The sequence below is a fragment of the Williamsia sp. Y712 genome (assembly GCF_059445525.1).
On sequence record NZ_JCAIUN010000002.1, the window covers coordinates 835,606 to 856,729 of the forward strand.

The 21,124-nt window shown below is 64.0% G+C and carries 15 protein-coding genes and 2 tRNA genes; 5 read left to right on the forward strand and 12 right to left on the reverse strand.

Features of this window, described 5'->3' with window-relative positions; translation table 11 throughout:
• Nucleotides 1-57 precede the first annotated feature (57 nt).
• The 7 genes from AC1D75_RS18755 to mobA all read right to left on the reverse strand — a co-directional run bounded on the left by AC1D75_RS18755 (nt 58) and on the right by mobA (nt 10,042).
• On the reverse strand, nt 58-3,501 hold the full coding sequence (locus tag AC1D75_RS18755) for a translation initiation factor IF-2 N-terminal domain-containing protein (RefSeq protein WP_495516803.1): 3,444 nt from the start codon (nt 3,499-3,501) through the stop codon (nt 58-60).
• A 343-nt stretch (nt 3,502-3,844) separates the two neighbouring features.
• Entirely contained in the window at nt 3,845-4,258 is a 414-nt protein-coding gene (gene ndk / locus AC1D75_RS18760) for a nucleoside-diphosphate kinase (RefSeq protein ID WP_495516804.1), read from the reverse strand.
• Nucleotides 4,259-4,289: 31 nt separating this feature from the next.
• Nucleotides 4,290-4,685 (reverse strand): hypothetical protein, encoded by a 396-nt coding sequence (locus AC1D75_RS18765; protein WP_495516805.1) that lies wholly within the window; start codon nt 4,683-4,685, stop codon nt 4,290-4,292.
• 147 nt (nt 4,686-4,832) lie between these two features.
• Nucleotides 4,833-5,264 carry a DUF4233 domain-containing protein gene (locus AC1D75_RS18770; RefSeq protein WP_495516806.1) on the reverse strand — a complete coding sequence of 144 codons (432 nt, stop codon included), beginning with the start codon at nt 5,262-5,264 and terminating at the stop codon, nt 4,833-4,835.
• Nucleotides 5,261-6,688 carry a bifunctional tetrahydrofolate synthase/dihydrofolate synthase gene (gene folC, locus AC1D75_RS18775; RefSeq protein WP_495516807.1) on the reverse strand — a complete coding sequence of 476 codons (1,428 nt, stop codon included), beginning with the start codon at nt 6,686-6,688 and terminating at the stop codon, nt 5,261-5,263. The genes AC1D75_RS18770 and folC overlap by 4 nt, the downstream gene beginning before the upstream one ends.
• Nucleotides 6,685-9,360: a valine--tRNA ligase gene (locus AC1D75_RS18780; RefSeq protein ID WP_495516808.1), complete on the reverse strand. Its 2,676-nt coding sequence runs from the start codon at nt 9,358-9,360 to the stop codon at nt 6,685-6,687. The genes folC and AC1D75_RS18780 overlap by 4 nt, the downstream gene beginning before the upstream one ends.
• 76 nt (nt 9,361-9,436) lie before the next feature.
• Nucleotides 9,437-10,042 carry a molybdenum cofactor guanylyltransferase gene (gene mobA, locus AC1D75_RS18785; protein WP_495516809.1) on the reverse strand — a complete coding sequence of 202 codons (606 nt, stop codon included), beginning with the start codon at nt 10,040-10,042 and terminating at the stop codon, nt 9,437-9,439.
• A 67-nt stretch (nt 10,043-10,109) separates the two neighbouring features.
• Here mobA and AC1D75_RS18790 point away from each other — a divergent pair, with 67 nt between their 5' ends.
• Nucleotides 10,110-12,407, forward strand: coding sequence for an FdhF/YdeP family oxidoreductase (locus AC1D75_RS18790; RefSeq protein WP_495516810.1), 2,298 nt, complete (start codon nt 10,110-10,112; stop codon nt 12,405-12,407).
• Complete coding sequence (gene fdhD, locus AC1D75_RS18795; protein ID WP_495516811.1) at nt 12,407-13,228, forward strand: formate dehydrogenase accessory sulfurtransferase FdhD; 822 nt, start codon at nt 12,407-12,409, stop codon at nt 13,226-13,228. Before AC1D75_RS18790 ends, fdhD begins: the two co-directional genes overlap by 1 nt.
• A gap of 13 nt (nt 13,229-13,241) precedes the next feature.
• Here the strand turns inward: fdhD and clpX are convergent, their stop codons facing one another.
• From clpX to AC1D75_RS18820, 5 genes are all read right to left on the reverse strand, one after another.
• Nucleotides 13,242-14,519 carry an ATP-dependent Clp protease ATP-binding subunit ClpX gene (clpX, locus tag AC1D75_RS18800; RefSeq protein ID WP_495516812.1) on the reverse strand — a complete coding sequence of 426 codons (1,278 nt, stop codon included), beginning with the start codon at nt 14,517-14,519 and terminating at the stop codon, nt 13,242-13,244.
• A 189-nt stretch (nt 14,520-14,708) separates the two neighbouring features.
• On the reverse strand, nt 14,709-15,338 hold the full coding sequence (locus AC1D75_RS18805; RefSeq protein ID WP_482144759.1) for an ATP-dependent Clp protease proteolytic subunit: 630 nt from the start codon (nt 15,336-15,338) through the stop codon (nt 14,709-14,711).
• A 73-nt stretch (nt 15,339-15,411) separates the two neighbouring features.
• On the reverse strand, nt 15,412-16,020 hold the full coding sequence (locus AC1D75_RS18810) for an ATP-dependent Clp protease proteolytic subunit (RefSeq protein WP_495516813.1): 609 nt from the start codon (nt 16,018-16,020) through the stop codon (nt 15,412-15,414).
• Nucleotides 16,021-16,182: 162 nt separating this feature from the next.
• The gene (gene tig, locus AC1D75_RS18815; RefSeq protein ID WP_495516814.1) at nt 16,183-17,544 is read right to left on the reverse strand and encodes a trigger factor; all 1,362 of its coding nucleotides are present in this window, start codon (nt 17,542-17,544) and stop codon (nt 16,183-16,185) included.
• A 32-nt stretch (nt 17,545-17,576) separates the two neighbouring features.
• A tRNA-Pro gene (locus AC1D75_RS18820) sits at nt 17,577-17,650 on the reverse strand.
• A 203-nt stretch (nt 17,651-17,853) separates the two neighbouring features.
• Between AC1D75_RS18820 and AC1D75_RS18825 the strand changes: the two genes are divergently transcribed.
• The 3 genes from AC1D75_RS18825 (at nt 17,854) to AC1D75_RS18835 (ending at nt 20,980) form a co-directional block, all read left to right on the forward strand.
• Nucleotides 17,854-17,927, forward strand: a tRNA-Gly gene (locus AC1D75_RS18825).
• 595 nt (nt 17,928-18,522) lie between these two features.
• The gene (locus AC1D75_RS18830) at nt 18,523-19,683 is read left to right on the forward strand and encodes a lipase family protein (RefSeq protein ID WP_495516815.1); all 1,161 of its coding nucleotides are present in this window, start codon (nt 18,523-18,525) and stop codon (nt 19,681-19,683) included.
• A 52-nt stretch (nt 19,684-19,735) separates the two neighbouring features.
• Nucleotides 19,736-20,980 carry a lipase family protein gene (locus AC1D75_RS18835; RefSeq protein ID WP_495516816.1) on the forward strand — a complete coding sequence of 415 codons (1,245 nt, stop codon included), beginning with the start codon at nt 19,736-19,738 and terminating at the stop codon, nt 20,978-20,980.
• The last annotated feature ends 144 nt before the right edge of the window (nt 20,981-21,124 follow it).

Here is a 21,124-nt window from a genome sequence, read left to right on the forward strand (position 1 = left end):
CAAGGTTACGGGAGTGTGGCCGACCAGGTCAAACCAGCTCCCCTATCGGAGCGTGTTTCAATCTTCGACCGGCGGTCCTGCCGGTCGTCCGGCCGCCCTGCGCCGCGGTTTGCGACGCACGGCAACAGCCGGTTCTGTGGTTGCTCCCACCGGACCCGACGTGGTGACGGGTGCGGCCGGAGCTGCCTCGACAACCACTGCAGGCTGCGGTGGAGCCGAAGAAGCTACAGGCTTGCGCCGGACCGCGCGTCGACGCTTGGGTGGCGTCGTATGCCCGGTCGGGGCTTGTGCGGTAGGCGACGAGGACTCGTCGTCTTCCGCGGCCGTGGTGTCGACCGTCGGAGCGGGCACCGAGGTTTCGGCAACCGTGACATCCGTCACCGAGGGCTCATCGACCGTTTCTGCGGTGACAACAATCGATTTCGGCGCGCGCCTCGGCCCCCTCTTCGCGGCCTCGGGGGCAACGATTTCCGGAGCCTTCGGTTCGGTCTGTGGTTCCGGAACCACCGCGGTGTCCTCGACCGCCTGCGAGTCGACCGCAGCCGACGCCGTCACCTTGTCGTCTGCACCCGAATCGGCTTGCGCGTCATGGGTTTCGGTATCGGTGTCCGAGGTGTGGGTCGCCATCGCCCGGAACATCGGATGTTCGGCCGGACTGTGGGCAGTCGGCTTCGACTCGACGACCTGCGCGGCGGCCGGCTGATCTGGCTTGCCGCCACGGCGATTTCGGCGCGGGCGCTTCGAATCGTTGCCACCACGGTTCGAGTCGTCACCGCCTGCGGAGATCTCAACCGGGTTCGCGTGCACGATGATCCCGCGACCATTGCAACAGGTGCACGTGGTCGAGAACGCCTCGAGCAGTCCGGTGCCCAGACGCTTACGCGTCATCTGCACCAAACCGAGCGACGTCACCTCAGACACCTGGTGCCGGGTGCGATCCCGCCCCAGCGCCTCGGTGAGCCTGCGCAGCACCAGATCGCGATTCGATTCGAGGACCATGTCGATGAAGTCGACGACGATCATGCCGCCGATGTCACGAAGGCGCATCTGCCGGACGATCTCCTCGGCAGCTTCCAGGTTGTTGCGGGTGACGGTCTCTTCGAGGTTTCCGCCGGAACCGGTGAACTTGCCGGTGTTGACGTCCACCACCGTCATGGCCTCGGTGTGCTCGATGATCAGCGTGCCGCCGGACGGCAGCCAGACCTTGCGGTCCAATGCCTTTGCCAGCTGCTCGTCGATTCGGTACACGTCGAAGACGTCGGGCGAGTCCGCATGCGCCTTGTCGAAGCGCTCGACACGATCGAGGAGATCCGGTGCGACGCCGCGGACGTAGCCCTCGACCTCATTCCAGGCGCTGTTGCCCTCGACGATCAACTTCTTGAAGTCTTCGTTGAACAGGTCGCGGACGACCTTGACGAGCAGGTCGGGCTCTTCGTACAGGGCCTGGGGTGCAGTCGACTTCGACTTGTTCGCTGCGGGCGTCGCGGCGTTGATGGTCTCCCACTGCTGCTGCAAACGCTCGATGTCGCGCGTCAGTTCGTCGGCCGAGACACCCTCGGACGCGGTGCGGATGATCACGCCGGCGTCGTCGGGGACGATCTTGCCGAGGATCTGCTTCAGTCGCTTGCGCTCGGTGTCGGGTAGCTTGCGGCTGATGCCGGTCGAACCGCCACCGGGCACGTACACCAGGTAGCGACCGGCCAGAGAAATCTGAGTGGTCAGGCGTGCACCCTTGTGCCCCACCGGATCCTTGCTGACCTGCACCAGGACCGGGTCACCGGGCCGAAGCGCCTGTTCGATCTTTCGCGAACCACCATCGAGACCGGCGGCATCCCAGTTGACCTCGCCGGCATAGAGAACACCGTTGCGGCCGCGACCGATGTCGACGAAGGCTGCTTCCATGCCGGGCAGGACGTTCTGTACGCGTCCGAGGTAGATGTTGCCGACCATCGACGACGAGTTCGAGGTGGTCACGAAGTGCTCCACCAGAACGCCGTCTTCCAGGACCGCGACCTGCGTGTAGTCACGGGTCGCCTGCGATGCGTCCGACGACGAGTTGTCGCCGTGTGCCTCGTGGGTCACGGTCGCTGCGACACCGGAACGTTCCCGCACGACCATCACGCGATCAACCGATTCGCGGCGTGCCAGGAACTCGGACTCGCTCAGGATCGGTGGACGGCGGCGACCGGCGTCACGACCGTCGCGGCGACGCTGACGCTTGGCCTCGAGCCGCGTCGAACCGGAAATGCCCTGCACCTCATCGCGGTTACGTGACTTGTTGCGGGGTTCACGCTCGTGCACAACCGTATTCGGCGGATCGTCGGTGGTGGTGTCCTCGGCCTCGCCACCTTCGCCACCCTTACGACGGCGACGGCGGCGACGACGACGGTTGGCAGATCCCGCTTCGCCGGACTCGTCCGAGTCGTCGGAGTCCGACTCCTTCGACTCCCCGGTCGCCCGGTCATCAGAGCCATCCAGATCGTCTGCAGAGGATTCCGGCGCGGAATCGGCCTTGTCGTCGGCAGTGGCACTGTCGGTGCCCGAACTCTCGGTACCGGAGGTGGTGGGCGTCTGATCCGTCTCGGCGTCGACTCTCGGCTTCTTCGACCGGCTGCGCTTACGGCGGTTACCGCTCTTGACCTCCGGCTTGTCCGCGTCGGTCTTCTCATCCTCGGAGTCGGCGGCGTCAGAGGTCTCGGTATCCGATTCCGGTGTGTCCGTCTCGGCCGCGCTGTGCGCGTCAGCCGTGTCCTCGTCTGTTCCATCCGCCGATGCGATTTCGCCGCGCCCGCGGCCACGTCCTCGACGTCCACGACGACGCCGGCGTGAGCCACCATCACCATCGTCGTCATCGGAATCGACATCGGAGTCCGACTCGTCCCGATCCTGCTCTGATTGAGCAGCTGCGACCGGTTCTGCGGACAGGAACAGCGGGGATCCGGCATGCCCGGCTGCGGACGTGGGTCGTTCCGCTGCGGGTGCAGTGTCCTCATCGACTGCCGAGAACAGATTGAGCGGCTCGGCCGCTTTCTTGCGGGATGCCCGGGGAGCACGGACGCGCGCCTCGGGAGGCGCAGGTTCTGCAGCGGTCTCGGCTTCTACAGCCGCGACCTCGGGTTCGACGACCGGGATCTGTGGCTCAACAACCGGGGCGTCCGGTTCGGTGACCGGGGCCTCGGGTTCGGCCACCGGGACCTCAGCTGCCGGCGCCTGGGGTTCAGGTGCCGGGGTGGATGCGTCCACGGCTTCGACCGCTGCATCGGAATCCGCCGGTTCGGCGCCTTCATCAGCAGCGATCTTGTCGCGAACAGCTATGGCTGTACTTCGCACGATGCTCGACTGGGGGCTGCGGGCTGCAATCCCCATGTCGGCCAGGTGCACCAGCACTTCGCGGCTGCTCAGCCCCAGAAGTCTTGCCAGTGCATGCACTCGCATCTTGTGCGGAAACTCTTGCGCCGAACTGCTGTTGTTCAGTTCGTCCGGCGACTGCGTGTCGGCCACGTATTCTCCTCAAGCCCCCGGGCGCGGATAAACGCGGCCACGCGAGGGCTGTGCTATTTACCCGGCCTCAGCCGGGATTGTTAGGTCTCGCTTCGCCCGGTGGATGTGAGACGTTCCCCGCACCCGCCGGCGATGCCTGGCGTGATGATTGACTTTCTCGAGCGCCACAATGTCCACGCCACGTCGTATGAGAATCCATGCGACCTGGGGACCGAGCATTCGATCTGATCATCTGGTGGTCGGCGCCCGACGGGCTCGACAACCTCTGCCAGTATCCCACACAACCCGGAGGCCGCGGCCAAGTCCTCCGAGTTCGTCGCAAACTCGGAGGACAGCCGCACGATCAGCCGAGGTCAGGGAACCAGAGCGCGATTTCGCGCTCCGCAGAATCCGGCGAGTCCGAACCGTGGACGAGGTTGAACTGGGTGCTCAGTGCGAAGTCACCGCGGATCGTGCCGGGGACGGCCTTCTCCACCGGGTCGGTACCGCCGGCGATCTGCCGAAAAGCGGCAATCGCACGGGGGCCCTCGAGGACCGCGGCCACCAGCGGCCCCGAGGTGATGAATTCGAGCAACGAGGGATAGAAGGGCTTGCCCTCGTGCTCGGCGTAATGGCCCGCAGCGATGTCATCGCTTGCGGTCTTGAGCTCCATCGCCACCAGCGACAGGCCTTTTCGCTCGATTCGGCCGATGATGTCGCCAACAAGTTGGCGGTTCACACCGTCGGGCTTGATCAGTACCAGAGTGCGTTCAGTCACCGAACAAGCCTAACCTGAGGCCCGCGTCGCCTTACGGCTGGCAGTACTCGCCGGTGACAGCGAAGAATCCGTAGCTGAAGACGCCGCCGCCGGTCGGAGCCGGATCGACCACAACCTGCACACAACCACCCGGTGAGGCCAGCGCCTCGTTCACGGCGATGTCGAATCGCGCCGCCATGGCCAGGTTCGCGAGCTTGTATTCCTCGGGCACCGGGATCGATGAGACGAACTCCGGCAGGTTCATGTCGGCCGCGCGTTCGGTGAGTGCGTGCGTGGCGATGTACCCCCACTGACCACCACCGACCGGCATCGGTGAACCGGCCTCGGCCGAGGCGGCCCCGGTTCCCGCGACCAAACCGGTGGCGATGCAGGCAACAGCACCGAGCGTGGCGCATGCGGCAGGGACGAACTTCGGGGTACGCGACATAGAGAGCACAGACCTTTCGATCACAGGGAGCGGATTAGACAGCTGACGATGTGTAGGCGATCTTGTCAGCGCCGACCGCTCGGCAACACCCCATATGCCCGTTTTCAAGGTCACGGTCCGGCAACGACGGCCCCGGAACCCGGACATTCAGCCGTCTATCGGTTCCTGGCCGTTCAGCTGTCCGCGCTCCATCCGCAGCCGTACATCACGTTTGATGTACGCGATGTACAACCACACGATCCCGAATATCACACCCACAACACCGATGGACCAGTGAATCGCCCAGCCGGCAATCGTGATGGCTTGCAACGCAAGGTTGTACGGCAATGCCCAACTTCGGCCCTGCAGTCCGGAACCGAGGATCATGGCGAGCGCGAGCACTCCGAGGTAGATACCCGACCACAGTGTCAGTCCCCCACCGACCCGCCACACGATGGGAAAAGCCAGTGCGACGACGATGGCCTCGAGGATCAGGGTCCCGGCCATCACGCCACGAAAGCCGCGCCACGGATCGACGCTCGGCGCGGTGAACCGCTGCGGAGCCGACCCCTGGGAGTCGGTGGAGTCGTTCTCGCTCATGCCGGATCCTTACCGAAAAGTGTGCGCGCGGCACCCGCGGTCACCACCGAACCGGTGATCACCACGCCTGTTCCTGACATCGTGCCGTTGTCGTCGAGGCTCTCCTCGGCGAGTTCGATGGCGGCCTCGACCGCGTCGGGCAGGAAGCCATGGACCTGGACCCGCTCTTCGCCGAAGATCGAGATCGCCACCTCGGCAAGCAGCTCTGGATCCATCGCGCGCGGAGAACCGTTGTGCGTCAACACGATGACGTCGAAAATCGGTTCAAAGGCGCGCAGCAACCCGGCAACGTCCTTGTCTGCCATCGCGCTGACGACACCGATGAGGCGCCGGAAATCGAACTCCTCCTCCAGTGCCGTCGCCAGCGCTGCCGCCCCGTGTGGATTGTGCGCCGCGTCGAGGAAAACCGTCGGCGCCGAGCGCACGCGTTCGAGGCGGCCCGGGTTCGTGACGGCGGCGAATCCGGCGCGGACGGCCTCGATATCGAGTTGCCGGTCTGCTCCGGCGCCGAAGAACGCCTCCACCGCGGCCAGTGCCAGCGCCGCGTTCGACGCCTGATGGGCGCCATGGAGCGGCAGGAACACCTCGGGATATTCACCACCGAGACCCTGCAACGTCAACAACTGCCCGCCGACGGCGGTGCGCCGTTCGAGCACCGCGAACTCCGAGCCCTCACGCGCGACAAACGAATCGGCCTCGACCGCCGCCCGCAACAGCACATCGGCGACCTCGGGTGTCTGCACCGCCAGGATCGTCACCGGGTCGGTGGGCACCAGCGAATCCGGCGCCTTTTTGATGATGCCGGCCTTCTCCTGAGCGATCGCGGTGAGCGTGTCACCGAGAAAGTCGCTGTGGTCCATTGCAATCGGCGTGATGACCGACACCGTGGCGTCGATGACGTTGGTCGCGTCCCATCGCCCGCCCATCCCGGTCTCCACCACTGCAACCTCGACCGGCGCTTCGGCGAATGCGGTGTAAGCCATCGCTGTGAGCACCTCGAACTTGCTCATCCGGGGGCCGTCCGAGGCGAGTGACCGGTCGTCGATCATGTCGATGTACGGCTCGAGTTCGCGGTAGGTGTCGACGTAGGTCCGCGGCGAGATCGGCACACCGTCGATAGAGATCCGCTCGGTGGCCAGTTGCAGGTGCGGGCTCGTGATCCGGCCGGTACGCCGATGCAGTGCGGTGAGCAGCGCATCGATGATCCGTGAAACCGACGTCTTGCCGTTGGTGCCTGCGATGTGGATCGACGGGTAGCCCTTCTGGGGCGAACCCAACAGATCCATCAACGCCGAGATCCGGTCCAGGGATGGTTCGATCCGGGTCTCCGGCCAGCGGGTGTCGAGCAATGCCTCGACCTCGGACAGCTCGGCGAGATCATCGGCGGTCGGGGCCTGATGGTCGGGGTTCTGTGGTTCGGTCACGATCCCGAACCCAGCGCCTCGATCTTCGCGGTGACCCTGACGACCTCATCCCGGGCGAATTGCTGCCGCTCACGAATCTTGGCAACCACGGCGTCCGGCGCCTTCGCCAGGAACTGCTCGTTGCCCAGCTTCTTGGTGGTCGTCTCGAGTTCTTTCTCGGCGACGGCAAGGTCCTTCGCCAGTCGCCGCTTTTCCGCCTCGACGTCGATGGAACCCGAGGTGTCGATCTTCACGGTGACGGTGGTCGCACGCAGGCGCACCTCGATGGTCGCGGTCGCCGAGAAGTCGTCGTCGGCAGGTGTCAGCTTGGCGAGCGCGTCGATGTAGTCGCGCTGGCCGGCAAGATCGGCCTGGTCGAGGCCGATCAGTTCGGCAGCCACCTTCTGCGACGGTTTGAGACCCTGGTCGCTGCGGAAGCGACGAATATCGGTGATCAGCTTCTGGGTATCGGTGACCCGGTTTGCCGCAACGGTGTCGGTCGCAACACCCGAATCGGTCGGCCACTGCGCGATCACCACGGACTCACCGCCGGTGAGCGTCTTCCACAGCACCTCGGTGACAAACGGCATCACCGGATGCAACATCCGCAGTAGTGCGTCGAGGACGGTACCGAGCACGACTTTGGTTGCGGCCGAACGTGCTTCGTCGTCACGCGCGAACTGCACCTTGGCCAACTCGAGATACCAGTCACAGAACTCGTCCCACGCGAAGTGATACAGCGCCTCGCAGGCCTTGGAGAACTCGTAGGCTTCGAATCCGGCGTCGACGTCGCGGCGCACCTGTTCGAGCCGGTCCAGGATCCAGCGATCGGTGTCGGTGAGATCTTCGCGCGCCGGGAGTTCACCGACCACAGCGCCGTTCATCAGCGCGAACTTGGTGGCGTTGAACAGTTTGGTGGCGAAGTTCCGGGACGACTGCGCGTGATCGTCGCCGACGGACAGGTCACCGCCGGGGTTGGCGCCGCGGGCCAGCGTGAACCGGAGTGCGTCGGCGCCGTACTGCTTGACCCAGTCGAGCGGGTCGATGCCGTTGCCCTTCGACTTCGACATCTTGCTGCCGTGTTCGTCGCGCACCAGCCCGTGCAGGAAGACGTTCCGGAACGGGACCGGCGCATCGGCACCGATCTGCTTGCCCAGGTCGTCGGCCACATACGTGCCGAACATCATCATCCGGGCGACCCAGAAGAAGATGATGTCGTATCCGGTCACCAAAACCGAAGTGGGATAGAACTTCTTGAGTTCGTCGCCGACCTCGGGCCAGCCCATGGTCGAGAAGGGCCACAAACCCGACGAGAACCAGGTGTCGAGTACGTCGTTGTCCTGGACGTACCCGGCAGGCGGCTGTTCATCGGGTCCGACGCAAACCATGTCGCCGTCGGGTCCGTACCAGACCGGAATCCGGTGTCCCCACCACAATTGACGCGAAATACACCAGTCGTGCATGTCGTCAACCCAGGCGAACCAGCGCGGTTCGAGCGATTTCGGGTGGATCACCGTCTCGCCACTGCGGACCGCATCACCGGCGGCCTTGGCCAGCGTCTCGACGCGAACCCACCACTGCATGCTCAGGCGCGGCTCGATCGGCTCACCACTGCGCTCGGAGTGACCGACGCTGTGCAGGTACGGGCGCACCTCTTTGACGATGCGCCCCTGCTCCGCCAGCACTTCACGAATCTTGGCGCGGGCTTCGTAGCGGTCCAGACCGTCGAACGCGGTGCCGGTCCCGGCCACGCGCGCCGATTCGTCCATCATCGTCGGCATCGGAAGGTTGTGGCGAGACCCGATCGCGAAGTCATTGGGGTCGTGGGCGGGGGTGATCTTCACCGCGCCGGTGCCGAACTCGGGATCGACGTAGTCGTCGGCGACCACCGGGAGCTTGCGGTCGACGAACGGATGGTCGATTTCGGTGCCGACCAGGTGCCGGTACCGGTCGTCGTCGGGGTGCACCGCGATCGCGGTGTCACCGAGCATCGTCTCGAGACGGGTGGTGGCCACCACGATGTGGGGTTCGTTGTCGTCGAGGGAGCCGTAGCGGAAACTGACCAGCTCACCCTCGACATCGGAGTACTTGACCTCGATGTCGCTGATGGCCGTCTTCATGACGGGCGACCAGTTCACCAGCCGTTCGGCGCGGTAGATCAGTCCGTCGTCGTACATCTGCTTGAAGACGGTCTGCACGGCCTTCGACAGTCCCTCGTCCATCGTGAAGCGTTCGCGCGACCAGTCCACACCGTCGCCGAGGCTGCGCATCTGCGTACCGATGGTGCCGCCGGACTCGGCCTTCCATGTCCAGACCCGGTCGATGAACTCCTCACGACCGAGGTCGTCCTTGTTCTCGCCCTTGGCGGTGAGCTGCCGCTCCACCAGGCTCTGGGTGGCGATACCGGCGTGGTCCATGCCCGGCAGCCACAGCACCTCGTAGCCCTGCATGCGGCGTCGCCGGCACAGGGCGTCCATCAACACGTGATCGAGGGCGTGTCCCATGTGCAGCGACCCCGTGACGTTCGGCGGTGGCAACACGATCGAGAACGGCGGCTTCTCACTGGTCGGGTCGGCGGTGAAGTATCCGGCGTCGACCCATCCCTGATAGAGCTCGCCCTCGTACGCACCTGGATCCCAGGCCTTGGGCAGGGCGGTGGGGCTGCTGTCGGGATGCGCGGTCGATTCGGTCACCGGCCAATTCTAGGCAGTCGCCCGGCGAGCGAGAAAAGCGCACGTCGGGTATAGCGGTCCCGACGCTGATCGGGGCTCAGTGGACGCGGAGCCGATGCAGGTCTTCGGGCGCGTTCACGTTGGTCAACCAGGCCGGATCACTCAAGGTCACCCGATGGGTACGCAGCGCGTCGACGGCGGCCAGCATCCGGCGTTCCCCGGTCTGGACCAGCTCGGCGAGGGTACCGGCCACCCGCGTGCGGTAGACCCCGGCCAGGGGGTGGGCCCGCTGTGAGTCCACCGCGATCACGGCGTCGTCGGCATCTGAGAGCCCCCGCAGCAACTCGTCGATCATCTCCACCGAGATCAACGGCATATCGGTGGCACACACGAACACCACGTCGCGTCCGGCTTCGGCTGCTGCGGCCAGCCCGCGCGCAAGACCGGCCAGCGGCCCGGCTCCCGGCTTCTCATCGGTCACCCAGCGGATCTGCTCGGTGCCGGGATGTTCTTCGGCCAGGCCCAGATACGCCGGCGACTTGGCCGAGGCCACCACCAGGACCGGATCACACCGCTCCGCCACCACACGAGTGACCCGGCCCAGCATGGATTCGCCGTTCCAGGCCAATGCCGCCTTGTCGCTACCCATCCGCTTCGATGCGCCGCCTGCCAAGACCACTGCGCCCACTCGTGATGTCTCCATGCAGACAGTTAACGCGAGCGGGGCCTTGCTGTGGGTGGATTCGGGCCGACAGAGGAAGATGGTTTACATGGACACTGAATCGATTCCGGAGCCCGGGCCCGCCGAGCTCGATCAGCATCCGCCCAAGCAGTGGGCGGCCGGAGTCACAGCAGTTGCAGTTGCGCTCAATCGTGCGGTCAAGCAGATGGGTCCCGCCCGTACCGCGCGCACCCTGGTCGGCCTCAATCAACGCAACGGTTTCGATTGTCCCGGTTGCGCGTGGCCGGAAACGCCGGACCACCGCAAGCATGCGGAGTTCTGCGAGAACGGCGCCAAAGCTGTTGCCGAAGAAGCGACAAAACGAACCGTCGGTCCGGACTTCTTTGCAGCGCACAGCGTTTCCGACCTTCGCGAGCGCTCGGAATACTGGATGTCGCAGCAGGGCCGGATCACTCATCCCATGGTGCTGACCGCCGGCGACGATCACTACCGTCCCATCGACTGGGAGCGGGCCTTCGCACTGATCGCCGATGAACTCAAGGCGTTGGAGCATCCCGATCAGGCAGCGTTCTACACCTCCGGCCGCACGAGCAACGAGGCCGCGTTTCTCTACCAACTGTTCGCCAGGTCACTCGGTACCAACAACCTGCCGGACTGTTCCAACATGTGCCACGAATCCTCGGGCAGTGCACTGGTCTCGTCGATCGGCATCGGCAAGGGGTCGGTCTCCGTCCCGGACCTCGAGGCCGCTGATCTGATCATCATCGCCGGACAAAACCCGGGCACCAATCATCCACGCATGCTCTCGGTTCTGGAGAAGGCAAAGAAGCGCGGTGCCACCATCATCGCGGTGAATCCCCTTCCCGAAGCGGGTCTGTTGCGGTTCAAGGATCCTCAGCAGATCAACGGGGTGCTCGGAAAGGGCACCGCGTTGGCCGATGAGTTCCTGCAGATCCGGATCGGCGGCGACATGGCGCTGTTCCGGGGTCTGGGCAAACTGTTGCTCGACGCCGAGAAAGACGCCCCCGGAACAGTTTTCGATCACGCGTTTCTGGACGAACACTGCCTCGGCGTGCAGGACTACCTCGACGAACTCGAGAAGACCGATCTCGACGAGATCGTCACCGCAACAGGATTGACCCTGGACACGATTCGCGCGACCGCCGAACGGTTGATCACCTCAGATCGCACCATCATCTGCTGGGCGATGGGCCTGACCCAACAGATTCACGGCGTCGCGACCATCGAGGAACTCACCAATGTCCTGTTGCTGCGCGGCATGATCGGTAAACCCGGCGCCGGGGTGTGCCCCGTGCGTGGACATTCCAACGTCCAAGGCGACCGCACCATGGGTGTCTGGGAGAAGATGCCCGACGAGTTCCTCGACGCCCTCGACCGCGAGTTCACGATCACCTCGCCCCGCGCACACGGTTTCGACACTGTCGACACCATTCGTGCGATGGCCGCAGGCGACGTCAAGTTCTTCATGGCCATGGGCGGCAATTTCGTCTCTGCCTCCCCCGACACCAACGCCACCGCGGCTGCGATGCGGAATTGCCGGCTCACCGTGCAGGTGAGCACCAAACTCAACGCCTCGCACCTACAGACGGGAACCACCGCACTGCTCCTGCCCACGCTCGGCCGTACCGACAAGGACGTCCGGGATGGTCGCAAACAGGCTGTCACCGTGGAGGATTCCATGTCGGTGGTCCATCTGTCCCGCGGTTCGCTGCCGCCCGCGAGTGATCAGCTCCGCAGCGAGGTCTCGATCATCTGCGACGTGGCCGGCGCCACCCTCGGTGCCGATCACCCGGTCCCCTGGGCCGCGATGGCAGATGACTACGACACGGTCCGCGACCACATCTCGCGGGTGGTGCCCGGTTTCGCGGACTTCAACAATCGGGTTCGCCAACCGGACGGTTTTGTCCTACCCCATCCGCCCCGCGACACCCGGACGTTCCCGACCCGAACCGGTAAGGCCAATCTGGCCACCAACCCACTGACGTGGCTGCGCGTACCCGAAGGCCGCGTCATCCTGCAGACCATGCGAAGCCACGATCAGTACAACACCACGATCTACGGGCATGACGATCGTTACCGCGGCATCAAGGGCGATCGCCGGGTGGTACTGCTCAACCCCACCGACATCACCGCACTCGGGTTCACCGAAGGCGACAGTGTTGATCTGGTCTCCGAGTTCGCGGGTTCGGGCGGTGTCGAAGAACGGCGCGTCGAAGCATTCCGGATCGTCGCCTACCCCACCCCGCGCGGCAACGCGGCGGCCTACTATCCGGAGACCAATCCGCTCGTGCCCCTCGAACATGTTGCGGCCAAATCGAATACACCGGTGTCGAAGGCCCTCACTGTCCGGTTGGAGCATCGCTGATGGGTCGGATGAGCACCCGCGCCAGAGTCCGTCGGATCAGGCCCGGCGGTACCGACTCCCGCGCGGACACACTGGCCGTCGAAGAACCGCTGGAACTGCGGGTGGCCGGCGAGTCCCTGTCGGTCACGATGCGAACGCCGGGAGCAGACATCGATTTCACCCACGGGTTCCTGTTGACCGAGGGCATCATCGAGGGCGCCGACGACATCGCCACCATCCGATACTGCGACGGGGTCGACGAGGAGGGCCGCAACACCTACAACGTGCTCGATGTGACGTTGCGCGGGAATCGCAGTCTTCCGTCGACAGCCACCCGCAACTTCTTCACCACGTCATCCTGTGGGGTGTGCGGCAAGGCCTCACTGGACGCGGTCCGACTGGCTTCGAATCATCGCCCGGCCGACGACGACGCCACCGTGGACGTCGAGACCCTTTCGCAGTTACCGGACCGTCTCCGCGAGTCGCAGAAGATATTCAGCTCCACCGGAGGGGTCCACGGGGCCGCACTCTTCACAACCGACGGTGCCCTGCTGGTGGCCAGAGAAGACGTCGGCAGGCACAACGCGGTCGACAAGGTGATCGGGTGGGCGCTGCAGCAAGACATGGTGCCACTGCGGGCCACCATCCTGATGCTGTCCGGCCGGGTGTCGTTCGAGCTCGTTCAGAAGGCCGTGATGGCCGGTATACCGATCATCGCCGCCGTGTCGGCCCCGTCGTCGCTTGCGGTGGACCTGGGAACCGAACAGGGCGTCGCCATCATCGGCTTCTTACGCGGCGAATCGATGAACATCTACTCCGCCGGTCACCGCGTGATCGAGTGACCGGCGCACGCCGCTAGGCGCTCTTCTCACGCCGTTCGTCGCGGCGCGGCTTGCGCGGGACAATCGTCGGAAGAACGTTGTCGCGCACGGTTTCTCCCGTGACGACAACCTTGGCGACGTCGTCGCGGCTGGGGATGTCGTACATCACCGGCTGCAGAACTTCTTCCATGATCGCGCGAAGTCCACGAGCACCGGTTCCGCGATGGATGGCCTGATCGGCGATCGCCTCGAGTGCCTCGTCGTCGAACTCGAGTTCGACGCCGTCCATGTCGAAGAGACGCGCGTACTGCTTGACCAGAGCGTTCTTGGGCTCCGAGAGAATGTTGATCAGCGACGGCTTGTCCAGCTTGGTCACCGATGCGATCACCGGAAGACGGCCGATGAACTCGGGGATCAATCCGAACTTGATCAGGTCTTCGGGCAGGACCTCGGCGAAGTAGTCACTGCTGTCGTTGTCGTTCTTCGCAACCTCGGTGCCGAAACCGATGCCCCGCTTGCCGATTCGGTCGGAAACGATCTTGTCCAACCCGGCGAAGGCACCCGCAACGATGAACAGCACGTTGGTGGTGTCGATCTGGATGAACTCCTGATGCGGATGCTTGCGACCACCTTGCGGCGGCACCGACGCCTGCGTGCCTTCGAGGATCTTGAGCAACGCCTGCTGGACGCCTTCACCTGAGACGTCGCGGGTGATCGACGGGTTTTCGCTCTTGCGGGCGATCTTGTCGACCTCATCGATGTAGATGATGCCGGTCTCGGCACGCTTGACGTCGTAGTCGGCCGCCTGGATCAGCTTCAGCAGGATGTTCTCGACATCCTCACCGACGTAACCCGCCTCGGTGAGCGCTGTGGCATCGGCGATGGCGAACGGGACGTTGAGCATCTTGGCCAGGGTCTGGGCCAGGTAGGTCTTGCCACAACCGGTGGGACCGAGCATCAGGATGTTCGACTTCGCCAACTCGACCGGTTCCGCCCCACGCGAGTCCTTGCGGTCGCCCGCCTGGATGCGCTTGTAGTGGTTGTAGACCGCCACGGCCAACGTCTTCTTCGCAGTGTCCTGCCCGATGACGTAGTTCTCCAGGAAGTCCCGGATCTCAGCCGGTTTGGGGAGCTCATCGAGTTTGACGTCGCTGGTCTCCGCCAGCTCCTCTTCGATGATCTCGTTGCACAGGTCGATGCACTCATCACAGATGTACACACCGGGTCCAGCGATCAGTTTCTTGACCTGCTTCTGACTCTTTCCGCAGAAAGAACACTTCAGAAGATCGCCACCATCTCCGATACGTGCCATCTGTTGCTGTCCCTACTTCCGTTACCTGATGCCCCAAAGACCCTGATATCCGTAAGACGTAGCCGTCTTACGGCCCGCCCCAGCTCACGGGGAGCACAGTACTCACGACCGTACCCGTAGGTGGGCGGAACTTCGACCGATAAAGCCAAATGTCGCGGGCCCAATTGGCGGCCCGCGACAGGTGACCGACTACTTACGGCCGGACTTCTTCCGGTACGCGAAGACCTCGTCGATGATGCCGTACTCCTTGGCCATCTCGGCTGTCAGGATGTTGTCGCGATCAGTGTCCTTGCGGATCTTGTCGGCAGGCTGCCCGGTGTGTCCGGCCAGGATGTCGTCGAGTTTCCGGCGGATGCGCTCGATCTCGGCGGCCTGGATCTCCAGGTCGGAGACCTGGCCCTGGTATGCCCCACCGGTGCGCGGCTGGTGGATCAGGATCGTTGCGTTCGGCAGGGCCGCCCGCTTGCCGGGGGTTCCACCGGCCAGCACGATCGCGGCAGCCGAAGCGGCCTCGCCGAGGCAGACGGTCGCGATGTCGCAATGGACGTACTGCATCGTGTCGTAGATGGCGAGCATCGCCGGCACGCTGCCACCGGGCGAGTTCACGTACATGATGATGTCGCGGTCGGGATCCTGCGACTCGAGCACCAGCAACTGCGCCATGATGTCGTTCGCGACGGTCTCATCAATCGGGGTGCCCAAGAAGACAATTCGCTCTTCGAACAGCTTTGCGTAGGGGTTGTACTCGCGTGCACCGTTGGGTGTGTGCTCGATGAACGAGGGAAGGATGTACCGCGACTGGGGTGAAAGATTGTTCATGGTCCTCATTACTTTCCGATGAGTGTGCGAGGGGCCGGAGACGAAGCGGAGCGGAGCTCGGCCACGGATGCGGTCAGGCGCGCGTGATCACGTGATCGACGAGGCCGTATTCCTTGGCCTGCTCGGCGGTGAACCACTTGTCGCGGTCAGCGTCCAGCTCGATCTGCTCGAGCGTCTGCCCCGAGAACTCGGCGTTGAGCTTGTTCATCTCTTTTTTGGTCAGTGCGAACTGCTCGGCCTGGATCGCGATGTCGGCCGCGGTTCCACCGATACCGGCGGACGGCTGATGCATCATGATCCGGGCGTGTGGCAGCGCGTGCCGCTTACCCTTGGTTCCCGCGGCGAGCAGGAACTGCCCCATCGATGCCGCCATGCCCATCGCGTACGTGGAGATGTCGCAGGGAGCGAGCTGCATGGTGTCGAAAATCGCCATACCTGCGGTGACCGAACCGCCGGGCGAGTTGATGTAGAGGTTGATGTCCTTGGTCGGATCCTCTGCAGAGAGCAGCAGGATCTGCGCGCACAGCCGGTTGGCGATCTCATCGTCGACCTGGGTGCCCAGGAAGATGATTCGCTCACGCAGCAGACGCTCGAAGACCGAGTCGGTCAGATTAAGTCCGGCCACACCCGAACTCGCGGTTACTCCGGAGAGTGCTGGCGTGTGGATCTTCGGCTCAGTCACGGTACCTACCTTCGCGTCCCGGGATCAGCTCCCGGGATTTTTCGTTCAACGGACTCACAATGAATTGACTGCTGACTTCGACAGTAACGAATAGGGACGACGCCGAACCCTCGGCGTCGCCCCTATTCGCTGACAGCAGAATGCTTGCTGGCGTTTTGTCTCTTATGTCTGGTCGGTCGACTCGTCGCCCTCGGCGTCGGCAACCTGCTTCGGGAAGAACTCTTCGGTGTCGACAACGTTGCCGTCGGTGTCCTTGACGGTGATCTCGTTGACGATCGACGACAGTGCCTTGCTACGACGGACCTCGGCGTAGACCGCGCCGACCTGTCCGGCCTGCTGCAGCTGCTGAGCGAACTCGGCGGGCTGCATGCCGTAGCGCTGCGCCTGGAACATGATCTGCTGCATCAGCTCGTCCTGCGCGACGTCGGTTTCCTGCTGGTCCGCGATCGCGTCGAGCAGCAACTGGGTCTTGACCGACTTCTCGGCAGCCTCACGCGCTTCGGCCTCGAACTTCTCGCGGGTGGTCCCCTGGGCCTCGAGCAGACGCTCGAATGCTTCTTCGTCGTGGCCGAGGCTGTGGACGACCTGATGGATCTGGCCGTCGACCTCGGCGGTCACGATCGCCTCGGGCAGCGGGACATCGATGGTGTCGACCAGCTTGGCGACCAGCGCCTCGCTGATGGCGTTTGCCTGAGCCATCTTCTTCGACCGGGCGACACGCTCGCGCAGGTCGGCCTTCAGCTCGTCGACGGTGTCGAACTCGCTGGCCAGCTGGGCGAACTCGTCGTCGACCTCGGGAAGCTCGCGCTCCTTGACCGAGACAACCTTGACGGTCACGTCTGCTTCGTCGCCACTGTGATCTCCGGCGACCAGCGTGCTCTTGAAGACCTTCTCTTCGCCGGCCGACAGGCCGATGAGGGCCTCGTCGAGTCCGTCGATCAGCTCACCGGAGCCGACCTCGTGGGACAGACCGCTCGTCGCGGCTTCTTCGACCTCTTTGCCGTCGATGGTGGCCGACAGGTCGATCGAGACGAAGTCGCCATCGGCGACCGGACGATCGACACCGGTCAGGGTGCCGAAGCGGGCGCGCAGAGCTTCGAGCTGCTCTTCGACGGCCTCGTCGTCAACCGCCACCGGTTCGACCTCGACCTCGAGAGTCGAGTAATCCGGCAGGTCGATCTCGGGGCGCACGTCGACCTCAGCGGTGAACGTGACACTCTTGCCGTATTCCAGCTCGGACAGATCGATCTCGGGCTGGCCGATCGCCTTGATCTCGGTGGCATCGACAGCTTCGCTGTACTTGGCCGGGATCGCGTCGTTCACGACCTGAGCAAGGACCGCGTCGCGGCCGACACGGGCCTCGATCAGCTTGGCGGGCGCCTTACCGGGACGGAAGCCGGGGATCCGGATGTCCCGTGCCATCGTCTTGTAGGTGCGGGCGAAATCCGGCTCGAGTTCCTCGAAAGAAACCTCGACGTTGAGTTTGACCCGCGTCGGGCTGATCTGCTCGACGGTGCTCTTCACTTGACTCCCTTGTAGTGCGTTTCTTTCTAGAGTCGGGATGACAGGATTCGAACCTGCGACCCTCCGCTCCCAAAGCGGATGCGCTACCAAGCTGCGCCACATCCCGTGAGGTCTTCTCGTGAAAGCAGGCGACGAGCGCCGCTTTCACCGAACGCAAATACTACGTGTCAATGCGCCACGAACCTAAACCGGTCGCCCACGGGGCACAGCCACGCCACGGCGACCAGGCGATTTCTCGTCCGCAGGATCGAGACGGTACAGTTCCTTTCGCAGCGGCAGCAGTGGCGATCCCAGTGATGTCGTATGCACGCGGGTGTAGCTCAATGGTAGAGCCCTAGTCTTCCAAACTAGCTACGCGGGTTCGATTCCCGTCACCCGCTCCACACGAAAAAGCCCCGGTCAGCACTGCTGGCCGGGGCTTTTTTCGATTGCGCTCCATCACACCGCGAGCTGGATTGTCAGGTTCATTCGCACCTCCCGACGCCGACGGATTCCGTATCGGTCGGTGCCCAATACGATCACCGTCGTCGCGGTCCAGGACGACGACAACGCGTTCACCATCGCGGCGAGGTTGCTGCAGCACATCAACAAACTCTCCGGCCGACGCTCCTCCCCCAAATGAGGTGGGAGCCACTGCCTGACGCGTCGTACCTCCGACCCGGCAACGCAGCCAGCACTCGGCATGGTTCGCGGTGAAAATTGTTGCGGTCCAGTCCCGAATGGATCATCCCGTGCGGGGTGACACCCGCCAATGATCGTGTGATGCATACCTCGCAAAACGAACAATGTGATGCACTTGACAACACGAGTCACGGAACGGTTACATTCCAAAAATCGTCGCCAAGGGGGCCGACGCTTTACCCGTTCGCGACCCGGAGGCTCAAAATTCTTCGCACGCCAAGCACTGCCGTGTCCCGATCCCGACTACGGCGCCGAGTCACCACCTTCGGCGCACTGTGTGCCGCCACGCTGGCGCTGATGACGACCGCTCCGGGTATCGCCGCTGCTGACGAAGTTGCCCTGCCCACCCCCTTGTCGGACCGTTTCTACGACGCACCCGCCGATATCGGGGACTACGCGAACGGTGACATCGTCGCCAAACGCAAGATGCCCAACCCGCCCGGGTTCCTCAACATCGAGACCTGGCAGCTCAAGTTCCGCAGTACCGACATGTACGAACGACCGATCGCCGCGGTCACCACCCTGCTGCTGCCGGTGAACCGACGCGCGAACGCACCGGTGCTGAGCTTCCAGGACATCGTGAACGCCCTCGGGCTCGAGTGCGCACCCTCTCGCACGCTGTACACGCAGACCAACAGCTTGACCGCTCGTCAAGGACCGGCACTGAACGGCCTGCTGGCGCAGGGGTGGGTCATCGCGGTCCCCGACCATCTGGGTCCGCGCAGTGCCTACGGCGCAGCCCAACTCGGCGGCCGGATCACTCTGGACGGCATCAAGGCAGGCAAGAACCTCGCCGCAGCGAACATCTCCCGGAGTCCGGTCGGTTTGATCGGGTATTCCGGAGGCGGAATGGCTACGGCATGGGCCGCCGCGTTGGCCCCCACCTACGCGCCGGGACTCCGACTGGCCGGCAGCGCTTATGGCGGGGCCCCGATGAACTTGATCAAGATGGCCGAAGGACTCGGCTACAACAACCCCCATCCCGCATTCGGATTGGCATACGCCGCGGCGGTCGGGCTGTCCCGCGAGTATCCGGACGAGATTCCGATGTGGGACAACCTGACACAACTGGGTAAGTCCATGTTCCTCCAGATGCAGAATGCCTGCACCACCGAGATCCTGCGGATCGGAGAAGATCACAGCGCCGACGAGATGACCCCGGACGTCAAGATCTTCGATGACCCAGCCGTGCGGAAAGTCGTCCAGGCCAACGGGCTCGATTCCTATCCGGGGGTACCTAATTCTCCCGTGTTCGAATGGCACAGTCCCACAGACGAACTGATCCCGGTCGACGCCATCGTGGCCACCAACAACCGCTTCTGCCGCGCCGGAGTCAAGGTCACGAGCCTGCTCACCCCCGCGCCGAATCATGTGGCCGCCTACCCGCTGGGTATCCCCGGCGCACTGCAGTGGCTGAGCGAGCGATTTGCCGCTCAACCTGCACCGAGCACCTGTTAGAGGCATGCTTGGCGCAATTCCCGTGCCCCCCTGACACAAAGGTGAGCGGACCTTGCACCGACGAGTATCGAGATCTATCCGTCTGTCACTGATCGCCGCAGCAGCGGTTGTCGCGGTCGCGGTGACGTCAGCTCCGGCCGCGGCCGATGACGTCGCTCTTCCCACGCCCCTGCCGGACACCTTTTACGATGCCCCAGCCGACATCGACCGCTACGCGAACGGCGACGTCATCGCAAGCCGTGAGATGCCCGATCCCCCACTGTTGTTCGACCTGCGTACCTATCAGATCAAATACCGCAGTACCGACATGTACTCCCGGCCCATCGCAGCAGTCACCACACTCCTGGTGCCGGACAGCCATGTCGCGGGTGGTCCGCTGCTCAGCGTGCAGGACATCGTGAACGCGATGGGGCTCGAGTGCGCGCCGTCACGACAGCTCTACACGACGACCACCAATGTCGATCCGCGATCGGGCAGCCTCACCGCCAGTCAGCGGCCACTCCTGAACGGACTCCTGCAACAAGGGTGGGTTCTCGCCATCCCCGACCATCTGGGTCCCCGTAGTTCGTACGGCGCAGCGCAACTCGGCGGGCGGATCGCCCTCGACGGGATCAAGGCAGCGCAACGCTTCGAGCCCGCCCGTGTCGAGAAGAGCAGGATCGGGCTGATGGGCTACTCCGGCGGCGGGATGGCAACGGCGTGGGCGGCCGCGCTGGCACCCTCCTACGCCCCCGAACTCAAGATCGCCGGGAGCGCATACGGCGGCGCTCCGATGAATCTGATCAAGATGGCCGAGGGGCTCGGTTACAACAATCCCCATCCCGCGTTCGGTCTCGCGTTTGCCGCGGCCATCGGCCTGTCCCGCGAATATCCGAACGAGATGCCGGTGTGGCAGAACCTGACCCCACTCGGCAAGTCCATGTACCGCGAGATGCAAAATGCCTGCACCAACGAGATCTTGCTGACCGGCCTCGGTCACAGCGCGAAAGAGATGACACCCGACGTCAAGATCTTCGACGACCCGGCGGCCCGAAAAGTGGTCAACGAGAACAGCCTGGAGTTCTTCGCAGGGGTACCGAATGCCCCGGTGTTCGAGTGGCACAGTCCTATCGACAGTCTGATCCCGATCGACTCGATCCTTCATACCAATTCGCGGTACTGCCGCGCCGGGACGGACGTGGTCTCGATTCTCACCCCATCACCCGACCATCTCACGGCTGCCGTGATCGGATTGCCACCAGCGCTGTCCTGGATGACCGACCGGTTCAACGGTGTGCCCGCCCCCAGTAATTGTTGACCGATGCCGGGAAGGCCTCTGAAATAGAGTGAGACAGATCACTTTTAGGCCAACGGTCGGATAAATGTAGTCACTTCAGCAACTCTGACCCCAACCTCGTTCGTAACGTTTGGCGGTGTGGTACCGACATGCAAGTATTGAATC

Bases quoted from the DNA above. Each gene is read 5' to 3' on its own strand.
- AC1D75_RS18770 (WP_495516806.1), bottom strand. From the start codon at position 5,264: ATGAGCGAGAACGACTCCACCGACTCCCAGGGGTCGGCTCCGCAGCGG.
- clpX (WP_495516812.1), bottom strand. From the start codon at position 14,519: ATGGCACGTATCGGAGATGGTGGCGATCTTCTGAAGTGTTCTTTCTGC.
- mobA (WP_495516809.1), bottom strand. From the start codon at position 10,042: ATGGAGACATCACGAGTGGGCGCAGTGGTCTTGGCAGGCGGCGCATCG.
- AC1D75_RS18790 (WP_495516810.1), top strand. From the start codon at position 10,110: ATGGACACTGAATCGATTCCGGAGCCCGGGCCCGCCGAGCTCGATCAG.
- fdhD (WP_495516811.1), top strand. From the start codon at position 12,407: ATGGGTCGGATGAGCACCCGCGCCAGAGTCCGTCGGATCAGGCCCGGC.
- AC1D75_RS18765 (WP_495516805.1), bottom strand. From the start codon at position 4,685: ATGTCGCGTACCCCGAAGTTCGTCCCTGCCGCATGCGCCACGCTCGGT.
- AC1D75_RS18830 (WP_495516815.1), top strand. From the start codon at position 18,523: ATGACGACCGCTCCGGGTATCGCCGCTGCTGACGAAGTTGCCCTGCCC.
- AC1D75_RS18805 (WP_482144759.1), bottom strand. From the start codon at position 15,338: ATGAACAATCTTTCACCCCAGTCGCGGTACATCCTTCCCTCGTTCATC.